27 protein-coding genes are annotated in these 22,569 nt (G+C 33.5%); 20 read left to right on the top strand and 7 right to left on the bottom strand.

Annotated features, from left to right (window positions below; all coding sequences use genetic code 11):
- Positions 1-357 precede the first annotated feature (357 nt).
- Positions 358-1,251, top strand: a complete 894-nt coding sequence (locus MQX03_RS03100; RefSeq protein ID WP_242801406.1) for a helix-turn-helix domain-containing protein — start codon at positions 358-360, stop codon at positions 1,249-1,251.
- 207 nt (positions 1,252-1,458) lie between these two features.
- On the opposite strand, the gene MQX03_RS03095 is transcribed toward MQX03_RS03100, so the two are convergent.
- The 4 genes from MQX03_RS03095 to MQX03_RS03080 form a co-directional block, all read right to left on the bottom strand.
- Positions 1,459-2,043, bottom strand: a complete 585-nt coding sequence (locus tag MQX03_RS03095; RefSeq protein ID WP_242801404.1) for a 5'-methylthioadenosine/S-adenosylhomocysteine nucleosidase family protein — start codon at positions 2,041-2,043, stop codon at positions 1,459-1,461.
- A 23-nt stretch (positions 2,044-2,066) separates the two neighbouring features.
- On the bottom strand, positions 2,067-2,765 hold the full coding sequence (locus MQX03_RS03090) for a DsbA family oxidoreductase (RefSeq protein WP_242801402.1): 699 nt from the start codon (positions 2,763-2,765) through the stop codon (positions 2,067-2,069).
- Between the two features lie 77 nt (positions 2,766-2,842).
- Entirely contained in the window at positions 2,843-4,009 is a 1,167-nt protein-coding gene (locus MQX03_RS03085) for an MFS transporter (RefSeq protein WP_242801400.1), read from the bottom strand.
- A 9-nt stretch (positions 4,010-4,018) separates the two neighbouring features.
- Positions 4,019-5,023, bottom strand: a complete 1,005-nt coding sequence (locus MQX03_RS03080) for an alpha/beta hydrolase (protein WP_242801398.1) — start codon at positions 5,021-5,023, stop codon at positions 4,019-4,021.
- A 91-nt stretch (positions 5,024-5,114) separates the two neighbouring features.
- Between MQX03_RS03080 and MQX03_RS03075 the strand changes: the two genes are divergently transcribed.
- Positions 5,115-5,510 (top strand): winged helix-turn-helix transcriptional regulator, encoded by a 396-nt coding sequence (locus tag MQX03_RS03075; protein ID WP_242801396.1) that lies wholly within the window; start codon positions 5,115-5,117, stop codon positions 5,508-5,510.
- A gap of 36 nt (positions 5,511-5,546) precedes the next feature.
- Here MQX03_RS03075 and MQX03_RS03070 read toward each other — a convergent pair whose 3' ends face one another.
- A complete protein-coding gene (locus MQX03_RS03070) occupies positions 5,547-6,743 on the bottom strand; it encodes an MFS transporter (protein ID WP_242801394.1) in 1,197 nt (398 codons plus the stop codon).
- 376 nt (positions 6,744-7,119) lie between these two features.
- Here MQX03_RS03070 and MQX03_RS03065 point away from each other — a divergent pair, with 376 nt between their 5' ends.
- From MQX03_RS03065 to MQX03_RS03035, 8 genes are all read left to right on the top strand, one after another.
- Positions 7,120-8,043: an alpha/beta hydrolase gene (locus tag MQX03_RS03065; RefSeq protein ID WP_242801392.1), complete on the top strand. Its 924-nt coding sequence runs from the start codon at positions 7,120-7,122 to the stop codon at positions 8,041-8,043.
- A gap of 53 nt (positions 8,044-8,096) precedes the next feature.
- A complete protein-coding gene (locus tag MQX03_RS03060) occupies positions 8,097-8,903 on the top strand; it encodes a helix-turn-helix domain-containing protein (RefSeq protein WP_242801390.1) in 807 nt (268 codons plus the stop codon).
- A gap of 67 nt (positions 8,904-8,970) precedes the next feature.
- Positions 8,971-9,096 (top strand): hypothetical protein, encoded by a 126-nt coding sequence (locus MQX03_RS20440; RefSeq protein WP_262916900.1) that lies wholly within the window; start codon positions 8,971-8,973, stop codon positions 9,094-9,096.
- 62 nt (positions 9,097-9,158) lie between these two features.
- Positions 9,159-9,605: a GNAT family N-acetyltransferase gene (locus tag MQX03_RS03055; RefSeq protein WP_242801388.1), complete on the top strand. Its 447-nt coding sequence runs from the start codon at positions 9,159-9,161 to the stop codon at positions 9,603-9,605.
- Positions 9,606-9,650: 45 nt separating this feature from the next.
- Positions 9,651-10,700: a serine hydrolase domain-containing protein gene (locus tag MQX03_RS03050; RefSeq protein ID WP_242801386.1), complete on the top strand. Its 1,050-nt coding sequence runs from the start codon at positions 9,651-9,653 to the stop codon at positions 10,698-10,700.
- Between the two features lie 49 nt (positions 10,701-10,749).
- Positions 10,750-11,805 (top strand): serine hydrolase domain-containing protein, encoded by a 1,056-nt coding sequence (locus MQX03_RS03045; RefSeq protein WP_242801384.1) that lies wholly within the window; start codon positions 10,750-10,752, stop codon positions 11,803-11,805.
- A gap of 9 nt (positions 11,806-11,814) precedes the next feature.
- Positions 11,815-12,702 (top strand): class A beta-lactamase, subclass A2, encoded by an 888-nt coding sequence (gene bla / locus MQX03_RS03040; RefSeq protein WP_242801382.1) that lies wholly within the window; start codon positions 11,815-11,817, stop codon positions 12,700-12,702.
- A gap of 37 nt (positions 12,703-12,739) precedes the next feature.
- Positions 12,740-13,249 (top strand): YqiA/YcfP family alpha/beta fold hydrolase, encoded by a 510-nt coding sequence (locus MQX03_RS03035; RefSeq protein ID WP_242801380.1) that lies wholly within the window; start codon positions 12,740-12,742, stop codon positions 13,247-13,249.
- Between the two features lie 90 nt (positions 13,250-13,339).
- Here MQX03_RS03035 and MQX03_RS03030 read toward each other — a convergent pair whose 3' ends face one another.
- Both MQX03_RS03030 and MQX03_RS03025 read right to left on the bottom strand, forming a co-directional pair.
- Complete coding sequence (locus tag MQX03_RS03030) at positions 13,340-14,254, bottom strand: helix-turn-helix domain-containing protein (protein WP_242801378.1); 915 nt, start codon at positions 14,252-14,254, stop codon at positions 13,340-13,342.
- 47 nt (positions 14,255-14,301) lie between these two features.
- The gene (locus MQX03_RS03025) at positions 14,302-15,141 is read right to left on the bottom strand and encodes an SDR family NAD(P)-dependent oxidoreductase (protein ID WP_242801376.1); all 840 of its coding nucleotides are present in this window, start codon (positions 15,139-15,141) and stop codon (positions 14,302-14,304) included.
- Positions 15,142-15,340: 199 nt separating this feature from the next.
- Here MQX03_RS03025 and MQX03_RS03020 point away from each other — a divergent pair, with 199 nt between their 5' ends.
- From MQX03_RS03020 to MQX03_RS02975, 10 genes are all read left to right on the top strand, one after another.
- Complete coding sequence (locus tag MQX03_RS03020) at positions 15,341-16,099, top strand: hypothetical protein (protein WP_242801375.1); 759 nt, start codon at positions 15,341-15,343, stop codon at positions 16,097-16,099.
- 19 nt (positions 16,100-16,118) lie between these two features.
- Positions 16,119-16,955: a M23 family metallopeptidase gene (locus MQX03_RS03015; protein WP_242801373.1), complete on the top strand. Its 837-nt coding sequence runs from the start codon at positions 16,119-16,121 to the stop codon at positions 16,953-16,955.
- 31 nt (positions 16,956-16,986) lie between these two features.
- The gene (locus MQX03_RS03010; RefSeq protein WP_242801371.1) at positions 16,987-17,547 is read left to right on the top strand and encodes a Crp/Fnr family transcriptional regulator; all 561 of its coding nucleotides are present in this window, start codon (positions 16,987-16,989) and stop codon (positions 17,545-17,547) included.
- Positions 17,548-17,614: 67 nt separating this feature from the next.
- The gene (locus MQX03_RS03005; RefSeq protein WP_129537093.1) at positions 17,615-17,944 is read left to right on the top strand and encodes a DMT family transporter; all 330 of its coding nucleotides are present in this window, start codon (positions 17,615-17,617) and stop codon (positions 17,942-17,944) included.
- A gap of 259 nt (positions 17,945-18,203) precedes the next feature.
- Positions 18,204-18,539, top strand: a complete 336-nt coding sequence (locus MQX03_RS03000; protein WP_242801369.1) for a hypothetical protein — start codon at positions 18,204-18,206, stop codon at positions 18,537-18,539.
- Positions 18,540-18,706: 167 nt separating this feature from the next.
- Positions 18,707-19,414, top strand: a complete 708-nt coding sequence (locus MQX03_RS02995) for a DUF2071 domain-containing protein (RefSeq protein WP_242801367.1) — start codon at positions 18,707-18,709, stop codon at positions 19,412-19,414.
- Between the two features lie 156 nt (positions 19,415-19,570).
- Positions 19,571-20,575, top strand: coding sequence for an SDR family NAD(P)-dependent oxidoreductase (locus MQX03_RS02990; RefSeq protein ID WP_242801365.1), 1,005 nt, complete (start codon positions 19,571-19,573; stop codon positions 20,573-20,575).
- Between the two features lie 180 nt (positions 20,576-20,755).
- Entirely contained in the window at positions 20,756-21,259 is a 504-nt protein-coding gene (locus tag MQX03_RS02985) for a hypothetical protein (RefSeq protein ID WP_129537090.1), read from the top strand.
- 64 nt (positions 21,260-21,323) lie between these two features.
- Entirely contained in the window at positions 21,324-21,635 is a 312-nt protein-coding gene (locus tag MQX03_RS02980) for a hypothetical protein (protein WP_129537089.1), read from the top strand.
- A 260-nt stretch (positions 21,636-21,895) separates the two neighbouring features.
- Entirely contained in the window at positions 21,896-22,555 is a 660-nt protein-coding gene (locus tag MQX03_RS02975) for a YggS family pyridoxal phosphate-dependent enzyme (RefSeq protein ID WP_242801363.1), read from the top strand.
- Positions 22,556-22,569: the final 14 nt, after the last annotated feature.

Raw genomic sequence — 22,569 nt, 5'->3', positions numbered from 1 at the left:
AAAAGTATAATTACTGACTGATCTTTTTAACAGTACAAATGTCTGTCTTATTTTGAATGATCTTCTTATACCAATTACTGCTTTACTTACCATTATTACTGATATCATTTTTTAAGCGGTTTTCTGCGTAAGGGATAGAAGCGGCATCCTTTTGCGAGGAGGAACGACGAGCAAAAGATATAGCGGATAGCCCGACCCGCTTGCATTTTTGCGTTGGCAATAGGCGTTGGCAAATGCAAAGGGATACGCCCAAATGATACAGATTACGGTTTCTCTTACCATTATTACTGATTTGACTCAATTTATAATCACCAATGACTTGGAATGTCTAATTTTGTTTGATAAATAGGAAATAAGATGGATAAAGTTGTGAATTTTAAGACGGTAAACGACTATAATCAATTTAACAAAAATGAGACTCTGCACCCATTGGTAAGTGTGGTTGATTTGTCTAAATCTGATCCCAGAGCGGCTCATAAAATGACATTCAATCTGTTTTGTGTAGTTCTGAAACAAACCAAGTGTGGAGATTTGAGATATGGGAACAATACCTACGATTATCAGGACGGAACGCTTGTATTTTTTGCTCCCGGACAGGTGGTAGAAGTTTTGAACGAAGAAGTTTATCAACCTACAGGAATTGCTTTGGTTTTTCATCCCGATTTATTGGTGAATACGTCTCTGGGGAAAAGAATGCAGGAATTTGGGTTCTTTTCTTATCATACCAATGAGGCGCTCCATCTTTCTGATAAGGAGAAAAGACTGGTGATTGAATGTTTTGAAAAAATCTCTTACGAACTGCAACAATCGATCGATAAACACAGCAAAATGCTGATTACTTCTAATATTGAACTGTTTCTGAATTACTGCATCCGTTTTTATGACCGTCAGTTTATCACAAGGGACAATGTTAATAAAGGAGTTCTGGAAAAATTTGAAGAGTTGGTGAATGAATATTTCTCTTCTGACAAGCCGCAAAGTATTGGTCTGCCATCTGTTGCATGGTGTGCTGATGAATTGCACCTGTCGGCCAATTATTTTGGAGATCTCATTAAAAAAGAAACCGGAAAAACGGCTCAGGAATACATACAGTCAAAGGTAATTGATGTGGCGAAAGAGAAGATTTTTGACATCGACAAATCAATCAGTCAGGTGGCGTATGATTTGGGGTTTAAATATCCTCAGCATTTTACGAGGCTGTTTAAGCAGAAAGTTGGCGTTTCGCCTTTGGAATATCGAAGCTTGAATTGATAGATTATTAAAAAAATACTTTCCTGTTTTTTTATAACAGTATTTTTTGTGGAAATAAAATTATTTAAAACTTTTTGTTTTTATTCCGTTTATTACTTAACCTACTCGATAAATTAAGACAGTAATTCTTTGGCAATGTTGGTAGAATACTATAAATAAAAAAGACTTTCCTTTAAATTGAAAAGCCATTTTTTAAAATATCTAAGTTTAATCACCAAACAAAAGTGTTCTAAACGCTTCCGAAGCCAAAAGAACCTGCACCGACCAATCATTAGCAGCATCGCTTCCAGCATCATCTGAAATGTATTTTAAACATAAAAAAGGAATATTTTCCTGCATGGCAATGAGAGCCAAAGGATACGCTTCCATGTCGATCACATTGTATTCTGTGTTGATGTGATTCATCTCAAAACTGTCGCCGCTGCCACAAATTCCTTCTTGTACGCCGTCCATTTTTAAACCATTTTCGAGAACGATTGGGATATTGGATAACGGTGTTTCGAATTTTTTAAATCCTAAACCCTGCGCATCCATATCACGCTGAATAAACTTTGTACAACAGATGATCTCACCTTTATGAAAACCTACTCCACCCGCCGAGCCAAGATTCACAATTAACTTAGGTTTTCTTCTGATGATTTCTTTTGTCAGTTCAATGGCAGCACTTACTTTTCCGATTCCGGTGATGAGTTTTTGGGTGTGATCAAAAGCTTTTCCGGCTTCAGATTCTAAAGCGAAAACAAAAAGGGTATCTTCAACCGCAAACGTTATTTGATTATTTATTTTTATCATTTTAAATTAAAAAATAGCTTATATTAAACACTGCAACCATCTGTATCACAAGACAAATCAGAGTTTTCAGAACTTTTAAAAGGCTTTACAGTTTCATTATACGTTTGAGTTAAAGCTTCTTCGAAAAGCTCTGCCGGTTGAGCACCTGAAACGACATATTTTCCATTTAAAATAAAGAAAGGAACTCCGGTAACGCCGTGGTTACGACCTTCTAAAATATCCTGATTGACATCGTTATCAAATTTGTCAGAGCTAAGAGTTTGCTGTGTTTCTTCTTTATTAATTCCTAATTTTTGTGCTAAAGATGATAAAACTTCTGTATCTCCCACATTTTCGCCATTTAAAAAATGAGCTTTGAATAATTCTTCTTCCATCTCTGAAGATTTACCGTGCTTTTTCGCTAAATGAAGAATTTTGTGTGCAGGAAATGTATTGGTAATTAATGCTTTTTCAAAATTAAAATTAATACCAGAAGCTTTTCCCATATTTACAACCTGAGCGGTCATCTGCTTTGCCTGTTCTTCAGGAAAACCTTTCTTCTCTCTGAAATATTCTGCCGTAGTTTTTGTTTCAGCAAGTTCTAAAGTGGGATCAAGCTGAAAACTCTTCCACTCTACTTCTACTTCATCTTTAAACGGCAGTTTTTCTAATGCCTGCTCAAAATTTTTCTTCCCGATATAACAGAACGGACACATCACGTCTGACCAGATTTCTATTTTCATTGTATATAAATTTTAATGAAATTATTATTTTGTCAAAGTTAGCTGATCTCTTTCATTGTAAAAAAAATTATGACGATTTATTCTTTGCATAACTGTGGTAATTCTTGTTTTCGTTCCAGTATTTTTCTGACCGCAATCATTAAGAAAGCGAGCAGACCAAAAACAAAACCGATCCACGGATTATATTCAACGCCTTTAGTCATAATCATCCATCCGCCAAGCGTAGTTCCAAAGGTAACTCCTAAATTCCCGAATGAGGTGGCGAGACTGTTGGCAAATTCCATAGATTGGGGAACAGATGAAATCATATAAGTGGAAGCATTCAGAAAACTCGGAGAATATAAAAATCCCCAAATCCCGATAACCACAATATTGGCTAGGAGATTACTCCCTGAAAAATATAACAAAACAGGCATGATGAGTGTTCCCGAAAGAAAAAATGCGGTGGTATTTGTGATATTTTTGCTTAACATTTTTCCTGCAATCCAATTGGCAAATACACCAATAATTCCGAAAACAAAAAGCATATAGCTCACCATCGTGGTATCCATTCCTTTTGCTTTATTAAGATAATCTGCAAAATAGCTGTAGGTAGAAAACCATGCGGTAATCATAAAAAAATTCATGGCAGTGCTGACGATAAAAGTTGGTTGAACTAAGATTTTCAATTGGCTGGAGTACGATTTTTTTCCCTTTACAGGTAATGACGGCAGTGAAAAGTAAATGATGACTAAGGCAATTAAACTTACAATGGTCTGAACCATAAACGACGATTCCCAGGATGAGATACCGGATAGCCAGGTTGCAAAAGGTACCGTGGTGACCATTGCAATTGCTACTCCACTGAAAACAATGCTCATCATTTGATTTTCATGCTTTTTATCAACCTTTGATATGGCGACAGACAATGCCGTTGCAATGTAAACCGGTTGCAGAAATGCAGGAAGTATTCTTACCAACATCAGCAACCAAAACGGCGGAGATAACGATGAGACAATTCCGGTAACCAGAAAAATAGAAATAGCAGTCAGCATTACTTTTCTACGGTCAAATCCTGATGTCAGCAAAGTCATAAAAGGACCTGTAAGCGCAATAATTAGTGCAAAAGCACTTAATAAATACCCCGCTTTGTCAATGCTGATCTTATAATGCTCGGCGATTTGAGGTAAAATTCCAATGACTCCAAATTCGGTTGTGATCACCGCTATAAATCCTAAACATCCTATGTATGCGTACTTCTTCATTATCAATTTTTATTTTTCTAAATTTTGGGTTGCAAATTCTGCGATTTCTTTTACAGCTGACTGTACTTCCGGAAGAATACTTCCCATGTGCATAAAACCATGAACCATATCTTTGTAAAAAGTAGTTTTCACTGAAATTCCGGATTTTTTCATGTTTTGAGCCAATTGTTCACCTTCATCTCTTAATGGATCGTGCTCTGCGAGAATAACTAATGTGGGTGGTGTTTCCTTAAAATCCGTCATTAAAATTGGAACAGCTGAAGGATTTTTTTGATCTTCATCAGAAGAAAGGTACCATTTCCAGGCTTGTATTCCCCATTCTTTGTTCAAAACAGGACCGTCTTTATACATTTCCCAAGACTGAGTACGGAGCATATGATCTGAAGCAGGGTAAATTAAAACCTGAAACTTCAATTGATTTCCCATTTCTGTTGCTAAAGATGTTGCCAACGTTCCACCTGCACTGTCACCGACAATCCCTATCTTCTGCTGATCGATTCCTAACCGTTCTGCATTTTCTATAAGCCATTTCGTAGCCTGTTTACAATCATTTAATCCCGCAGGAAAAGGATGTTCGGGCGCCAGACGATAATCTACAAACAAAATAACCGCTCCGGTCGCATTGGCAATTTGACGTACAATTGCGTCATGGGTTTCAAATCCACCGGAAATAAACCAACCCCCGTGAATGTAAATGATCGCCGGAGATTTTGACACGTTTCCTTTTGGCCTGTATAATCTGACAGGTATTTGATGATCATCTGCTGGAATACTTAATTCCTCGATGATAGCTACTTTCTCTTTTTTACCGCTCATCTGTTGAGCCATCGTTTCGTAATTTTTTCTACTGATATCTAAAGGACTTTTACCTTGAAACACCTCGATTTTCTGTAAATGATTTAAAACTTCACTTATTTGTGGCGTCAATTCCATCTCTGATTTCTTTTTAGTTTTGCTGATACTTTTGCAGGAAACAATTCCCAGAATAATGAGTGTAAATAATATTTTTCGCATGTTTCTCTGTTTTAACAGTGCAAAATTAATCTGAAGACTTAAATTTGCATAGTACACAGCTAAATGTTTGGTACTAACAAATTTGTAAGTAATGGGAACCAGAAAGGAAAATTCAACGAATAGCATTAATGAACAGTACATTACACAGGAATGCGACTTAACCTATGCAGTCTGCAAAATTGGTGGAAGATGGAAGCTGTTAATACTGTGTAAACTTGAAAACGGAAAATTACGCTTCAGTGAAATCCGCAGAAGAATTTCCGGAATTACTGAAAGAATGCTCACTCTTCAGTTAAGAGAAATGGAAAAAGAAGGATTGGTAAAAAGAACTGTTTATGCAGAAGTTCCGCCACGAGTTGATTATGAATTGACCGCAATCGCTGAAGAACTGGTTCCAATCTGGAAGCAGCTTGATCATTGGGGCAAAAAGCATAGAGAATTAATTCAGGGGCAAGTGGTCAACGTACAATGTAACGAAGAAAATTAAAGAAATTTTTTTTAAATATTTAAGCTCAATAGTATTTTAATCACTTTGATTGTGAAGGCTCACTCTTTTACTGAAAACTAAGTGGGCTGCCAAGGCAAGAACTCCCATAACAATCCCCACAGTACAAACTCCCTCCCACTGAGCATATTGCCAAGCTATAGAAGCCAACCATGTTCCCAATGATCCGCCGATAAAATAAGAAACCATGTAAACAGTATTCAAACGGTTGACTGCAGTGGTTTTCAGTAAAAAATAATTGGTCTGATTCATAATGTGGCTCGACTGCACTCCCAAATCAATCAGAACAACGCCAACAATCAATCCCCAATAGGTGTTTCCTGCAAAATAGGTAAATCCCCAACTTCCGATTAAAATCAACAGAGCGTATAAGATGATTCTGTTTAAAGAGATTCTTTTCTGCAGTTTTCCGACTTTAGCGGCAGCTAACGCGCCAACTGCTCCGGCTAAACCAAAACTTCCCACTACAGAAGCTCCGACCTCAAATGGCGGTCTTTCCATGTGGAAAACTAAAGTTGTAAATAACGCACACATCGATCCGAAAGCCATTGCCCCACGGAAAGAGGCTAACTGTAAAACAGGCTGAGTTTTGGCTAAATGGGCTACAGACCTCATCAATTCAATATACGTTCCTTTAAAATTGGGTTGCAGTACAGGAAGCATTTTGTAGACGAAAAGCCAAACTAAAAGCATGAGTCCTGCTGCGATACCGTACATCGTGCGCCATCCCCACAGTTCTCCTACAATTCCCCCAACAAATCTTGAAAGTAAAATTCCGAGTAATAATCCTGAAACGACTAATCCTATATTTCCTGATTTTTCTTCTTCTGAGGATAATTCAGCCGCTATCGGAACAAATAACTGAGGAATTACCGATATAATTCCTATCAGCAAACTCGCTACGTATAACATCCAGACTTCTGTGGCAAATGTCATCAACAATAATGCTCCAAAAACCAAAAGCAGATCGATTAAAATCAGTTTTTTACGCAGAAACTTATCTCCCAAAGGAACAATCAGAAGTAATCCGAAAGCATAACCCAATTGGGTAAGAACAGAAATTTTTCCCGCTGCAGTTTCTGAAATATTAAAATCTTTAGAAATCAATCCAAGCAAAGGCTGATTATAATAATTATTGGCAACTACAAGTCCGGAAATAACGGCCATAAGCCAAACCACGGTTTTTGAAATACGTGAAGTAGATGAATCGAGCATTAAAGTTTTTATTTGAAATCTTTTTAAATGAAAAAACTGAGTAAAGGTAGGCATTGTGTAATTATTTTCCTGATTGAATCATTGAAAAAGATAAAATCTATGAGGCTGGTTTAGTCATTAAAATCTTATATTTGGCTACCCAATATTATTACAAATGATCACAAAAAATAAAACCTTCATGCTCCTTTTTGCCCTTTTCAGCATTCATGTATTTTCCCAGAACAAAACGAATTTAGAGTTAAGAAATTCTCTTGAAAAAATCATTTCAAGTAAAAAAGCTGATGTAGGAATTTAAATTATCGGAACTCAAAACGATATAGTTTTGATTAAAGCTGATAATTTTTATTTAAATAAAAAAGACTAATATATTTAAAATATGAACCGAATAATTCTATTAATTTTCAGTTTAGTAACATTTGCTCTACATGCTCAAACCTCAACAATTTATTCAAAATCTTACGGGAAAAACACAAATCCGGCAATCATTTTCATTCACGGTGGACCGAGTGGAAATGCTACACTATTCGAAGGTACAACAGCGCAGAAATTAGCAGACAAAGGATTCTATGTAATTGCTTACGACCGTCGTGGCGAAGGCCGTTCAATCGACAGTACGGCAATATTCACTTATGAGGAAGCGAGTAAAGATTTAAACGAAATTTATAAGCTCTACAACATCAAAAAAGCAAATCTGATTGCTCATAGTTTTGGTGGTTTGGTTGGAACAATTTTCACAGAGCAAAATCCTGAAAAAGTAAATGCATTAGTGCTTGCAGGAGCTCTATTTTCACAGCAAGAAACTTATGATCATATTTTAAGTACAACCAAAGCAATTTACAAAGAGAAAAATGATAGCCTGATGCTTTCTAAAATTATTGAAATTGAAAGTTTAGATAAAAATTCAGCGGCTTACCGAAAACAATGCTTTGAGCTAGCAGGTCAAAATAATTATTTTAAAATGCCGTCTCCAACAATTGAAGCAAATAATCTCCGAAATGACTATGAACGAAGTGATTTCTTTAAAAATAATATCCGAAATTCTCAGGCACCGATTCTGTTTTACAAAAATGAAATCATGAATAATATCGACACTAAACCCATGTTAAAAAAGCTGAAAAATAAAGTGAAATTATTTGCCATTTATGGAAAGCAGGACAACATATTTTCTGAGAAACAATTGAATGATTTGCAAAAAATCGTCACAAAAAAGAATTTCAAAATCATAGAAAACTGTTCGCATTATCTCTTTGTAGATCAGCAAAAAATATTTATTGACACTATTGAAAAGTGGATAAAATAAAACCTTCAAATTTACTTGAGCCAAATAGTAATTGAAAATGATAGATTAAGTACATGAAAATAGTTTTTTATCAGCCTCAAAATAATATTCTGAAAAAATATATGGAAGGTTATTATTTTATGCTTCCCGATGAAATGAATCAACCGTTTCATTATTTTACCTTTCCAAACAATTTTTTTATTCTTTCTGTGGCAATTGGCAGTCAGGTGATGACGGATAACAGGCAAATCATCATTTCAAAATCTACTGAGGGAGAGATCATTGCCGACTATCTTGCACGTTATACGACGCCGGTTGAAATTCTTTATAAAAATCCTGTACCTGAAATTACTATTTATTTTAAACCTGCGGGCATCAATCATTTTATTGATAAAGCTCATCTACTTTTCCAACAGGGAAATGCCATTAATTTTAATCCGTTTCCTGACTTTTTTTCAACAATGAAGGAAATACTGCAACTGAAGAATCATAGCCTTCAAATAGAATTGCTCGAAGAATATTGGCTTTCAAAATTTGTACAAAAAGACCTGCAATTGGTAGAAGATATTTTACAGGATATGGAATCGGATATCAAAATTGCCGACATTGCTTCCAAGCACAATATTTCGAGACAACATCTCAATACACTTTTCACAAAAACAGTAGGAAAATCCTGTTCTGAATACAGAAAGATCAACCGTTTCCGCTCTGCTATTGAAAAAAAGAAAAGCGCAAAAAACCTTACTCAACTTACTTACGACAACCTGTTCTACGACCAATCGCACATGGCAAAAGATTTTAAAGAACTGACCAAAGTAAGCCCTCATTCTTTTTTCAAAAAAATAGACATTAATAAAAAAAATATCTGGCTGTATATTTAGACTTTACATTTTTACAATTTTCCTGGTTACGATAGTCATACTTTTGTAATATTAAAAAAGGCAAAAAATGAATTTCGACTTTAGTAAAAACTATATTTTAGAAAATGAATGGGTAAGATTAGAACTGAGTATTTTAAAAAATGAGTGGAATGATGATGTAAAATCTAAACTTAAAAACAGTATTGAAAAATAAACTTTTAATACAAAGAAGCGCAAAAACAGTATTCCTAATTACATAAGCATAGATTTAAAAATATGAACATACTAAAAGCCGAAACTGAAGACAGTGAATTACTGACAACCATCACCAAACGCTCAAAAGCTTATTGGGGATTTTCGGAAGAAATATTGAAAGAATGGGAACATTTACTTATCATTTCAAAAGATTACATTGAAAAAAACATAGTCTATAAATTGGTAGAAAACGAAAATATTATAGGATACTATTCCTATTTTTCAATTGATGAAAAAACAATTAAACTTGATAATCTTTTTATCCTGCCAGAGTTTATTGGAAAAGGATTTGGAAAAACTTTAATGAATGATTTTTTAGAAAAAGCAAACCAATTAGGAATAAAAAAAATAACACTCGATGCCGAACCTAATGCAGAAAACTTTTACAAAACTTTTGGATTTGAAACCGTCGGACAGCTCGAAAGTTCAATCAAAGACAGGTATTTACCTATAATGGAATTACGTTAGACAAAAATTCTCCAAAAAAAAGTACGAAAAGCACGAAATTAAATTATGCAATATACCAGACAAACATTCTCAATTTTTACGGTTCTGTTAATTCTGACAAATAATTTATTTGCACAAACCAAGCAAATCAAACAAATCGATTCATTGATGAAATTGTCCCATGAAATCGGTATTTTTAATGGGAATGTTTTGGTCGCAAAAAACAACAAAATAATATACAACGCTTCCTTTGGATTTACCGATGGTACTAAAATGAATAAATTATCGACTGACTATAGGTTTAATATTGGTTCGATTACAAAAGAATTCAGTGCAGTTGCTTTGATGCAATTGAAAGAACAAGGCAAACTGACACTTGACGATAAGGTTTCCAAGTTCATTCCTGAATTGCCAAAATGGGCGAATAAAGTTTCGATTAAAGACTTATTGCAATACACCAGTGGAATACCAAACGTCAATTGGAAAAACATTAAAAATGACAAAGACCTATTTGATGGTTTAATGTATGTCGATTCACTCGATTTCAAACCTGGAACAGCCTACGATTACAACAACAATAATCTTTTTTTAAGACAGTTTATTGTAGAAAGGGTAACCAAAATGCCTTTTAAAGTTTACGTAGAAAAATTTATCTTTAAACCTTGTCAAATGACTTCATCCGTGATGACACCTTTCGAAAATGAAGAGAAAATTGCCAAAGGATTTAATAATAATTTGGTTCCGGACAAACCAGATTTGCCGATAACAGGCGGAACTTACCTCACAACGATTGATTTATTAAAATGGGCAAATTGTCTATACCAAAATAAAATAATCAGCAAAAAATCACTTTACGAATTAGGTCAGCATTTTGATTTACCGGAAACTCAATCAGCATTGGGAGAAACAAAATTTAAAAATGAAAATCTAATCGAGCATTTACATGATGGAAGGGCTGGAAACTATGAAGCTATTTTAGTCTCTGATATGGATGAAAAGTTTACCGTAATTTTATTGGACAACAATTATAACGGAAAAGTTTTTGAAATATCTGATGCCATCATCTCAATACTCAAAAACAAAAAATATTCTTTTCCAAAAAGAACAATTGACTAACAACTAATTACAACTACAAATTAACATTAAATAATTTTTCAAAACACAGATGAAAAACTTTTTCAAAATCACATTCTTCGCCGTAGCAAGTGTATTTACTTCATGCACCGCAGACGCACAGCAAAAAGACAATTATTCCTCAAAAATCGACAGCTTGGTAAAAGCTACCAATCCTCGAAGTTTCAACGGTGTGGTTTTCATCCAGCAAAACGGAAGAATAAAGTATGAAAAAGCGTATGGCTATGTAGATTTTAATAAAAAAGCACCTCTGAAAATCTCTGACCGATTATCAACCATGTCTATCGCAAAACAGATTACTGCCACCCTTATTTTGCAGGAAGTTGAAAAAGGAACGATTGATTTGCACGTACCTATTCGAAAATATTTACCAGATTTCAAATATTCTTGGGCAGACACGATTACTGTTCATCACTTGCTGAATCATACTTCGGGATTATATAGCGATGATTTGAAACCGAATTTGAAACTCAAAACGGGAAAAGAATTCAGCTATTCTAATGTCGGATATTCTGTCGCGGGAATGGTTTTGGAAAAGCAAAGTGGGAAAACTTATAATGAATTAGTGACGGCCTTATTCAAAAAATGTAAAATGAACAGTAGCTCCTATCCTATCGAGATTAACAGTCAGCTTTTAACAAAAGGGCATACTATAAGAAAAGAAGGAACGTTTAAGCTGAATGAAAAATCAGCTTTCAATGCTTCTAATTATTTCGCAAGTCATTTGATTGTGACCGCGCAAGATTTAGCCAAATGGAATGAATGTCTTCACAACGGAAAACTATTAAAACCGGAAACTTATCAATTAATGACTAATTACTCAATAACTGCGACCCATCAATTATTTAGTGAAAAGCCAATTGGTTACGGATATGGTTTGAGAATCAACGATAAAGCTAACATTTACGAAATTGGGCACACTGGTTTTCACCCTGGCGAAGGTTTTACTGCGGTCAATTTATACTATCCGAAAACAAAAACCAGCATTATTGTAATGGAAAATGTAGCGAATGAAAACTTTGATATTGCTTATTATTTTGAGCAGGAAATAAGAAAAATTGTGAAACAATCTGAACTTTTGAAATAATATTTTCCAATGAAAAAACTAATATTAATTCTCAGCCTTTCTCTTTTCTCTGTTCAGACATTTGCTCAAAATATAGATGAACTTCGGAAAGAACTTAATCAAATCATCTCAACGAAGAATGCAACCGTCGGAATTTCATTAAAAGGAATTGAAAACAAAGACACCTTGAGCATCAATGGAAATATGAACATGCCAATGATGAGCGTTTTCAAATTTCATATTGCGTTGGCGGTTTTGAATGAGGTAGATAAGGGTAAACTTAATTTGAAACAGAAAATTTTCATTAAAAAAGAAGATTTAAAAGAAGACACTTGGAGTCCGATTCGAGAAGAATTCCCTAATGGAAATATGGACTTGACTATAGACCAATTATTACGCTACACCGTTTCTCACAGCGATAATAATGGTTGTGACATTCTTTTGAAATTAATTGGCGGGACAAAAGCAGTTCAGAAATTCATCAATAAAAACGGAATAAAAGATTTCACCATCAAAGTGAATGAAGAACAAATGCGGACTTGGGAAAATCTTTACATCAATACAACAACACCGATTGCTACAACAGAATTATTAGAGAAATTCTACAAAGGAAAAATTCTGAAAAAAGCCACTACAAAATATCTCTACCAAATAATGGTGGAATGTTCCAGAGGAATCACCTGGATGAAATCCGGACTTCCTGAAGGTACAGAATTGGCACACAGAACAGGAATTTCCGGAACTAATAATGAAAATTTACGAGTTGCTATAAACGATATTGGCATAATAAAACTTCCGAACGGAAATCATTTTATCCTTTCCGTTTATCTGAAAAACATTACCGAATCAAGAGAAGATACCGAAAAAATAATTGCAGATATTACTAGAGTTACATGGGATTATTTTGCTAAGAAATAATAAATCTTTTACTTTAGATTGTATAATTTTTTTTTGAATGAAAATTATTTATTTTCCAGGCTTTGGAGGAAATGAAAACTCAGAAACGTATAGAAAAATTCTGGAGAAATATCTAGATTCTAAATTCATAGTTTACGATAATATCAATGCGGAGTGTGCTTTCTTGCAAATTCAAAATCAAATTCAAAACAGTTTATCTGAAAATCCACTTTTGATTGGGCAAAGTCTGGGTGGTTTTTGGGCAGAACATTTTGCCATAAAATATGATCTCAATTCAATACTAATCAATCCCAGCATTGAACCTGAAGAATCTTTGAAAAAATATGATTTGTCTGATGATGATTTGAATAGTTTTAAAAAATTTAAGTCAAGAGAATTTTCAAAAAATAAAATTTCAATTATACTTTCAAAAAATGACACGGTTGTAAATCCTAAGCCTATTTTAGAAAAATATAAAAGTTTGGTAGATTTTAAATATGTTGAAGGTGACCATAAATTAACTGAATTTGAAACACTTTTTGAGGAAATCAAGAAGATGATATTCTAAGATTAATTAGCAATCAAGCGTTATCAAGCAGAAAACTAAACAAAATTTTGACTAAGTACATTTTACTGAAGCAAAGCTATTAAATCTATTTTAATTAAAAGACTTCCTGAATTCCAAAGGTGAAATCTCCGTTTTAGCTTTAAACAATTTACTGAAAGACTGAGAGTGTTCAAACCCCAATTCATAGGCAATTTCACTTATTGAAAGTTCTGTTGTTGAAAGTTTTTCTTTGGCCTTCTCAATCAATTTTTCGTGGATGTGTTGCTGTGTGGTTTGTCCGGTTAACTGTTTCAATAAACTTCCTAAATAATTGGTTGAAATATTCAGTTGCTCGGCAATGTAATTGGCGGTTGGCAAACCTTTATCAATCATATTTTCATTAAAATAATCTTCCAGGATGATTTCTAATTTATCCAAAACCTGATGATTGGTCTTTTTTCTGGTGATGAATTGTCGCTGATAAAATCTTTCGCAATAATTTAAAATAACTTCAATCTGCGAAATAATGATATTCTGAGTGAATTGGTCAATTCCAGACTGGTATTCTTTCTCGATTCCTTTAAAAAGTCCGATCAAAGTCTCTTCTTCCTTTTCGGAAAGAAATAAAGCTTCGTTCACATCATAGCCGAAGAATTTATAATTATTAATTGTTTTTGCTAAAGGTGTATTCCATATAAAATCTGGATGAAAAGCCAAAAGATAACCTGACGGTTTTGTCTCATATTTGCTAATAATCATTTTAACAACCTGTCTCGGAGCAATAAAACACATCAGACCTTCATCAAAATCGTATTGACTCTGCCCGTAATGAAGTTTCCCCTGAATATTTCTTTTAAAACCCATAAAATACAAATCCTGAACCCAGCTTATTTCGGATTCCTCGATTTGATATTCCACCAAACTATAATCTACCAGACTGATGAGCGGATGCTGAGGTTTTGCCAATCCTGAAATTCTGTGAAATTCAGAAATGGTATCGATGGTGTATAATTTTCTGTTATGCATAACTTTAAAATTAAAGGCAACAGCAAGAAACTGTTGCCTTTACAAATTTAATAATCTGTAGATGTACTTAGCGTTTTAAACTCAGAAATTTCACTTTGAAGTGCGTTTAATTTATTTCCCGCGATTCCAAATGCATCAGAACCCAAAACCAAATGAACCGGAGGATTTTCTAGTGCTACCAATTCCATCAATGCTACAGCTGCTTTTTCCGGGTCGCCCGGTTGATTTCCGTTGATGTCTTTTTCGTGTGCAGTCTGGAGTTGTCTTGCTACGGTGTACTCTTCAATTTCAGTTTTCGGAGTTCTGAGTGAACCGCCCGTTAAGAAATCTGTTCTGAAATATCCAGGATAAACTACCGTTGCACTCACTCCAAATTCTTTCACTTCTGCAGCCAAAGCTTCTGTAAATCCTACAACTGCAAACTTAGTGGCGCAATAAATTCCCCAACCTGCAAATTCTCCTGTCAATCCGCCAATTGAAGCGATATTAATAATGAAACCGCTTTTCTGTTCTCTTAAATATGGCATTGTTTTTCTGATGATATTCAGAGAGCCGAAAACGTTGGTGTCAAAATTCTGGCGGCTTTCCAAATCTGAAATTTCTTCCAGAGTTCCCAACTGTCCATAACCGGCGTTATTTACCACAACATCCAGTTTTCCGAATTTTTCTATTGATTTTGAAACTGCTGCTTCGACAGAGTTCTCACTAATCAAATCAACTTCAAGCGGAAGAAATGAAGTATTTTCATCACTGACAGCCTTCTGAAGTTCAACAATATTCCTTGAAGTTGCTGCCACAGAATGACCTTCTACCAATAATCTTTTGACTAAAGTTAACCCTAACCCTTTTGAAGCTCCTGTCACGAACCATACTTTTTTTGTGTCCATTTTTAATTGTTTTTAATTGATTAATTTTTACAGTACAAAGGTGGAAAATCAAGAAAAGTATATTGTGACCAAATCAAAGATTATTGTAGCCAAATCAAAGGAGAACTACGCAATCAATTTCATTATTTGTGATGAAATTGATTATTTTTGATAGTTATTAAAGCTTTAAAATTTACTTTAGCAATACAATTAAAATTTAATGAGAAATTTACTTTTAATCATCATACTCTTCGTCTCAAATTTATTGTATGCTCAAGATGACAGGCTTAGTAAGGATAAAGCAGAGAAAATTCAAACTGTAATTCATTTATTTAAAACTAAAAATATCAAGGGAATTTCTGAAATTACAAACTATCCTTTGAGTAGAGAATATCCCTTAACGGATATAAAAAGTAAGCATGAATTGATCAAAAGATTCAATGATGTATTTGATCAAAACGTTATTGATGAGATTTCAAAATCTAAAATTACAGATTGGTCTGAAGTAGGATGGCGAGGGATTATGCTTCATCGAGGAACGATGTGGATCGATACAGACGGAAAAATAACTGCTTTAAATCATCAAAGTGAAACTGAAAAGAAACAACGTTTTAAATTAATCTCCGAACAAAAAGAAATGCTTCATTCATCTTTAAAATCATTTAAAAATCCTCAGGATAAATTTAAAACAAAGCATTATCTCATAAGAATTGACGAATTAGAAAACGGAAAATACCGATATGCTTCCTGGAAAAACAATCAAAATGAGTCTGCAAAACCTGACATCATTTTAATCAACGGAATTTTAGAATTCAGTGGAAGTGGCGGAAATCACACCATTACTTTTAAGAAAGGAAATTTTAAATATATCGTCTACAGATTTCATATCGGAGCGAGCGATACTCCGGAAATCAGTCTTTCTGTAGAAGAAAATAATAAAGAAATTCTCAATGAAGACGGTCAATTACTAGAAAAATAAAATGCAAATCTTAATGATTATGAATTTCAAAAAAATATTATTTCTCATCTTAGTATTTTTAGGTTTTTACTTTACCAAAGCGCAGGAGTTCCCGAAGGAACAACTAAATCAATACACTCTAAATCACAGTGTAAATTATGGAAACGACACCTTAAGTATAAAGATTACAAATTCTTTATCAGCTCCATTGAGAGTCAATTTTGTTTTTCCTATTCTCAGTGATCAAAAAATAGTAACAGATAAATTACAGTTTACGATTTCTGAAAATTTTATTTTTGAAAAAAAGATTTTTGCTCCTGATTTACAAACTTCTCAAATTTCATTTACATACGACTGGGCATTTGGTGATGATAACAAAACCATCAAACAGAACAATCTTGCACTTCCCTTTCCTAAAGGAAACCAATACACTGTGATGCAATCAAACAATGGCAGTTTCAGCCACAATGATAATTATTCAAGATATGCTATTGATTTTGATATGAAAGTTGGTGATACCATTACAAGTGCCGATGACGGTTACGTCGTAGGAGTTATTAAAGATTATCAATTTGGCGGAAATGATATTAAATGGACACCCTACGCCAATTATATTACGATTTATCATCCTCACAGCGGGCTTTTCACACAATATGTTCATCTTAAACAGGATGGTAGTTTTGTGAAAGTTGGCGATATGGTAAAACGTAATCAACCGATTGGCCTAAGTGGAGAAACCGGGTATGTTTCGGGTGCGCACCTTCACTTTAACGTACTTGTTCCCGAAAAAAATAAAACATTAATTTCAGTGCCTTTCAGTTTTGAGAATAATCTTGATGCTAAAAGTTTAAAACGAAATATGAAAGTGAGAAAATAATGTGTAAGTTTATTTCATTCAAAAAACTGATATGAATTCTTTGATTAAATTCCTTACAAAATATGGCTCTATAAGCCCAGAAACTGAAAATGAATTGCTAAAAAAGATTCAGTTAATCAATAAAAAGAAAGGCGATTTTTTTCTCAAACAAGGTCAGGTTACATCAAGTCTACTCATCATGGAGAAAGGTCTGATAAGAGCATTTTTCGTGAAAGATGACAAAGAATACAACAGCTGGTTTGCCATTGAAAATGAGATTATCTCGTCTATTCTTCCTTTGTATGCAGGAAAACCGTCATTTGAAAACATTCAGTTTTTAGAAGACTCTACTGGATATTGGATTTCCGTTAATGACCTGAACGATTTATACAGAAAACATCCCGAACTTGAAAAGATAGGTAGGAAAATGGCCGAAGAGCTTTGTATTGTTTTGGAAGAAAGAATTACGTCTTTACATACAGAATCTGCTGAGCAGCGCTATCAGAATTTAGTAAAAAACCAACCACACTTACTACAAAGACTTAATCTTGGTCACATCGCTTCCTTTCTCGGTATCACTCAGGAAACATTGAGCAGAATCAGAAAACGGTAAAAAATTTTGATGTATATCAAAAAAATGAGGCATTCATCAATGTAATTTTGCAGTATAAATTTATAAAATGAAATATCTGTATCTAGCTGTAGCCATTATATTTGAAGTAATTGGCTCCAGCTTTTTGAAGGCTTCTGAAGGATTTACAAAATTAGTTCCGTCAGTAATCAGCATTACTACGCTTGTCATCTGCTTTTACACATTTTCTATAGCCATAAAGTATATTCCGCTTGGGATTGCTTATGCGAGTTGGGCAGGTTTGGGAATTATTCTTACCGCTTTGGTCTCTGTTTTTATATTTAAACAAAATTTAGATTTGCCTGCTATTTTAGGGATTATTCTTATCATTTGTGGTGTCATTGTGATCAATTTCTTTTCAAAATCTGCATCTCATTAATTAATTTTAAAATTTTATAAAAAGATTAACATCAGTTGAGCAAAACATCGTGATTTCTTTTATTATTTTTAATTTTTAAAAATTAAATTTCAGATGAAAAAAATCGCAACTCTGTTTGCCCTTGCAGGAACCCATCACATCAATTATATCATTTGATGGTAAGACCATTTCCCAAAAGAAAATGGAAAAGAAGCTAAAGAAAAATTACTAAAAGAAAACAATTACTTAGATATCAATTTGTACAGATAAAATTTAAATTATGAAGAAATTAATTACAATTACAGGAATATTTGCATTCTTACTCGTTTCTCAAAATGCTTTTTCTCAGGAAAAAAATGCAGCAATCAATGCGAATACAATTAAGAGGGACACTAAAGAAAAAACAGTCATCTATAATGGAAGTGTGAATTACAAATCAGAGTTTATTTCCTTTGATAATGCTGAGCAAGTGGTGATGGATGAAAATACAAGCACAATGAAAATTTACAATCCAAAAAATTTAAAAGTCATCAGTGTCAAAACTCTTACGAAGCCTCAAAAAAAAGAAAGTGATTTTATTACTTATAATTATAAAGAAAACACCATAATTTTATAAACGATATTCCTAATAATATCAATGATATACAATAAAGCTTTAGAATAGTTTGGTTTTTATGATTAAATTATTCTAAAGCTTTATTGTTTTATACTTTTTATAAATAAAAAAACTGTCCTTAAAGTAATCAATAGCATTCATACGTTTTATTGATAAACATAACAACTATGAAAATCCCTACCATCCACGGTTACATCGAACGCAGAATTTTAATTAATTTCACCGCACATCCGAAAGATGTTGAAAAGATTTTACCTTTCCCTTTTCGTCCGAAAATTTACAAAGGCAAAGCAATTGTTGGGATTTGTTTAATTCGATTAAAAGATATTAAACCCAAAGGTCTTCCTGATTTTATAGGAATTAATTCTGAAAATGGTGCGCACAGAATTGCGGTTGAATGGGATGAAGGTGGCGAAGTGAAATCCGGAGTTTATATTCCAAGGAGAGATACTTCTTTACAGCTGAATACTTGGGTCGGCGGAAGAATATTTCCCGGAAAACATTATTTAGCAAAATTTAATGTCGATGAAAATAAAGGAAATTATCATGTAGCTTTTAAAAGTTCAGATGATACAGAGATTTCAATTGAAGCCAAGGAAACTGAAACATTTAATAAAGATTCCGTTTTTGAAAATTTAGAAAACGCTTCTGATTTTTTTGAAAAAGGTGATTTAGGATACTCTCCAAACAAAGAAAAATTTGATGGTTTAAGACTCAATGCATATCAGTGGAAAGTAAAACCGCTGGAGGTTTCAAATATAAAATCCAGCTTTTTTGAAGATGAGAATGTATTTCCGAAAGGTTCAGTTCAATTTGATAATGCCTTATTGATGAAAAATATTGAGCATGAATGGAAAAGTGAAAGACCTATTTGATTGATGAATTACAAATTAAATTAAACAAAAAGACGAAAATTTTATCTAACTAAAATTTGTAAAATTATTTTTTCTAAATTAAATCTCAATTCATACCCTTTGGTGTAAAAATAGATAGCTTACAAGCATCAACCACAATCATCAAAATAATAAGGTATGAAATCAGAAAATATTTTAGAAAAAAGAAGTCTGCAAGGTAAAACAGTTGTTGTAACCGGAGGAAGCAGCGGAGTTGGTAGAGCTACCGTAGAAGCTTTTGCTTTAGAAGGTTGCAATATCGTCATCGCCGCCCGTGGACAGGAAGCTTTAGATGAAACTCTACACTTGTGTCACGAACTTGAAGTGAAAGCAATTGCAGTTCCTACCGATGTATCAGTAGCCGAAGAAGTTGAGAATCTTGTAAAAAAAGCCATTTTAGAATTCGGGAGAATTGACATTTGGGTCAATAATGCCGGAGTGATGGCAAGTGGGAAATTTGAAGAAATCCCGATGTCACTGCACGAACAGGTCATTAAAACCAATCTTTTCGGATATATGCACGGCGCATATAGTGTACTCCCGATTTTTAAGGAACAGAATGAAGGAATTCTTATCAACAACGTCTCTATTGGTGGATTTATGCCGGCACCATACAGCGCAGTCTACTCCTCCACAAAATTTGGAATCCGTGGAATGATGGAATGTCTTCAGGGTGAAATTTCAGATTTTAAAGATATCCATATTGCCAATTTATATCCACAGATTCAGCGTTCTACAGGAAATGCACATTCGGCAAAATATTCAGGATTAGATTTTAAAGTTCCGCCTTTTGCTTCAGACCCTCGTGATACTGCAGCTAAAATTATTCAATTGGCCAAAGAACCTAAAAAAGATTTATTTCCAGATTTTACATCCAGAGCTTTAGTCAATCTTTACGGAATGTTTCCAAAAACTATCATCAATACCGCTTCTGCAGGAATGAGACTGATGATGAAACTTAAAAACGGCGAATCCACTTCAGGAAATGTTTTACAACCATCACCAGAACCCCACCAGATCTACGGAGAAACTTCCCTCCCTGTTCCTAATAAAAATACAAAAATTGCTATGGTAGCTGGAGTCACCTTAGGCTTAGCCTATATGTTTTTTACTTCAAGAAAATCAGGTAGCAGTGAAAATTAAGTAAAACTTTTATAATTTGTAATAAAACGGAAATTTTAAAAAATTAAATAATATTCTTTTATCTTTGAAAATAAACGATTTATAGAATTGCTGTATTAATTCTTCGCAATTTCTCTGTTGATTACAATTACAATCTTTATTTTAGCTAAACATAATCAATTTAACACCATCTAAAAAGTTATGAAAAAGTACATTTTTTTAGGTTCATTATCATTTTTGTTAATGAATTGTAATAAAAAAGTTGAAGCAAACAAAGCAGTTGCAGATTCAGATTCTCTAACAGATACTACTTCAACTGTGATTGATACTTTAGGCTCCAAATCATTCTGTTATTTGGGCGTGACCGGTAAAGACAGTGTTTTTGTAAGCATCGATGATAATTTGGGTACTGTAACCGGAAAAATGAGATACAAAAACAGTGAAAAAGACAGTTCAAAAGGTGATTTAGCAGGATTTAAATCCGGAGATACGCTTAAACTGACTTACGAATTTGCATCAGAAGGAACTACCAGCAAAAGAGATATTTTCTTCATTCAAAAAGACGGAACCCTTCTAGAAGGCCTTGGAAATCAGAAAGATGAAAATGGAGAAATGAAGTATGCTAATGAAAAGAATGTTGCCTATAAAGACGGACAAAAATTTGAAGCTGCCGACTGCGCAATGGTTTCAAAAGCCTTAAAATAAAATCACCAATCAATCACTCTGCACAAAGCAGAAAATTATATATTAATAAGATAACCAAATCTTTATGCAAAATTTAAATGTTAAGCCATTTTCAAAAAATGACCTTATTGAAGGATTAAGAAAAAAATTCCCACAGTACAAAATTCAGACAAGTTTCGGAGCTTTACAAGTAAGAACCAGCGGTTTTACACTTACCGGAAATGTGAAAATAGATGCTTTCCCAGAATCTGGTAAAATTAAAACCACAACACAGTTGGATTCTGGTGTTTTTTTAATTTTCATGTTACCCATTGGACTTTATGTTTGGTCAAAGAAACAGAAAATAAAAAATTTAGAGAATGAAATTCTTGAAGGAATCAGCACTATTTTAAATTAAAATTTCCTCAAAAATCATAAAAAAATGCAACTCAATTCGGTTGCATTTTTTATTTATTTTTTCAACTTCACAATTAATGAAGATATTCAAAGGAACCCAATACAAATCGTAAAGAGATTTTTACATTTTGTGAAATTTTGTTTTACAATAATTCCTTTTGAAAAGTTTGTTTGCGGTAAAAACCTTCTAAACAGATTCACTCCTCAATAAAATTCATAATTTGATAGTTTTTCTTTTCTAAATTTCAGAAATTTGCAATTATGAACATTAAAGAAAATTACAATAATATAAAAGATCAACTTTCTTCACATGTTGAATTAGTTGCGGTTTCGAAAACACACCCCGTTTCAGCGATTCAGGAAGTTTATGATTTAGGGCAAAAAGTTTTTGGTGAAAATAAAGTACAGGAATTGGTTGAGAAATATCCTCAACTTCCACAAGACATTCAATGGCATTTGATTGGACATCTTCAGACCAATAAAGTAAAATACATTGCAGAATTCATTGATACGATTCAAAGTATTGATTCTGAAAAGCTTTTAAATGAAATCAATAAAGAAGCAGGAAAGCACAACCGAAAAATCAAGGTTTTACTTCAAGTGAAAATTGCTGAGGAAGAAACTAAATTCGGTTTAGAAATAGAGGAAGCTGAAAATTTATTTAAAAAATTCATTGATGGTGAATTTCCAAATGTTGAAATCACAGGATTGATGGGAATGGCCACTTTTACAGAAGATGAAAATCAGGTGAGGAAAGAATTTGAAAAATTAAAGAGCCTTTTTGATAATTTAAATACAATCAGACCATTACAAACACTTTCTATGGGAATGAGTGACGACTTCCCTATCGCAATTGAGTGCGGAGCAAATTCTGTACGTGTAGGTTCTGCAATTTTTGGAAGAAGAGATTACTCAATATAACCTTTTGGGAATGA

It is taken from the genome of Chryseobacterium aahli, from assembly GCF_022699665.1.
Classification (GTDB): Bacteria; Bacteroidota; Bacteroidia; order Flavobacteriales; family Weeksellaceae; genus Chryseobacterium; species Chryseobacterium aahli.
The sequence above is the reverse complement of the archived record's forward strand: the minus strand, read 5'-3'. Positions and strand labels throughout refer to the sequence as shown.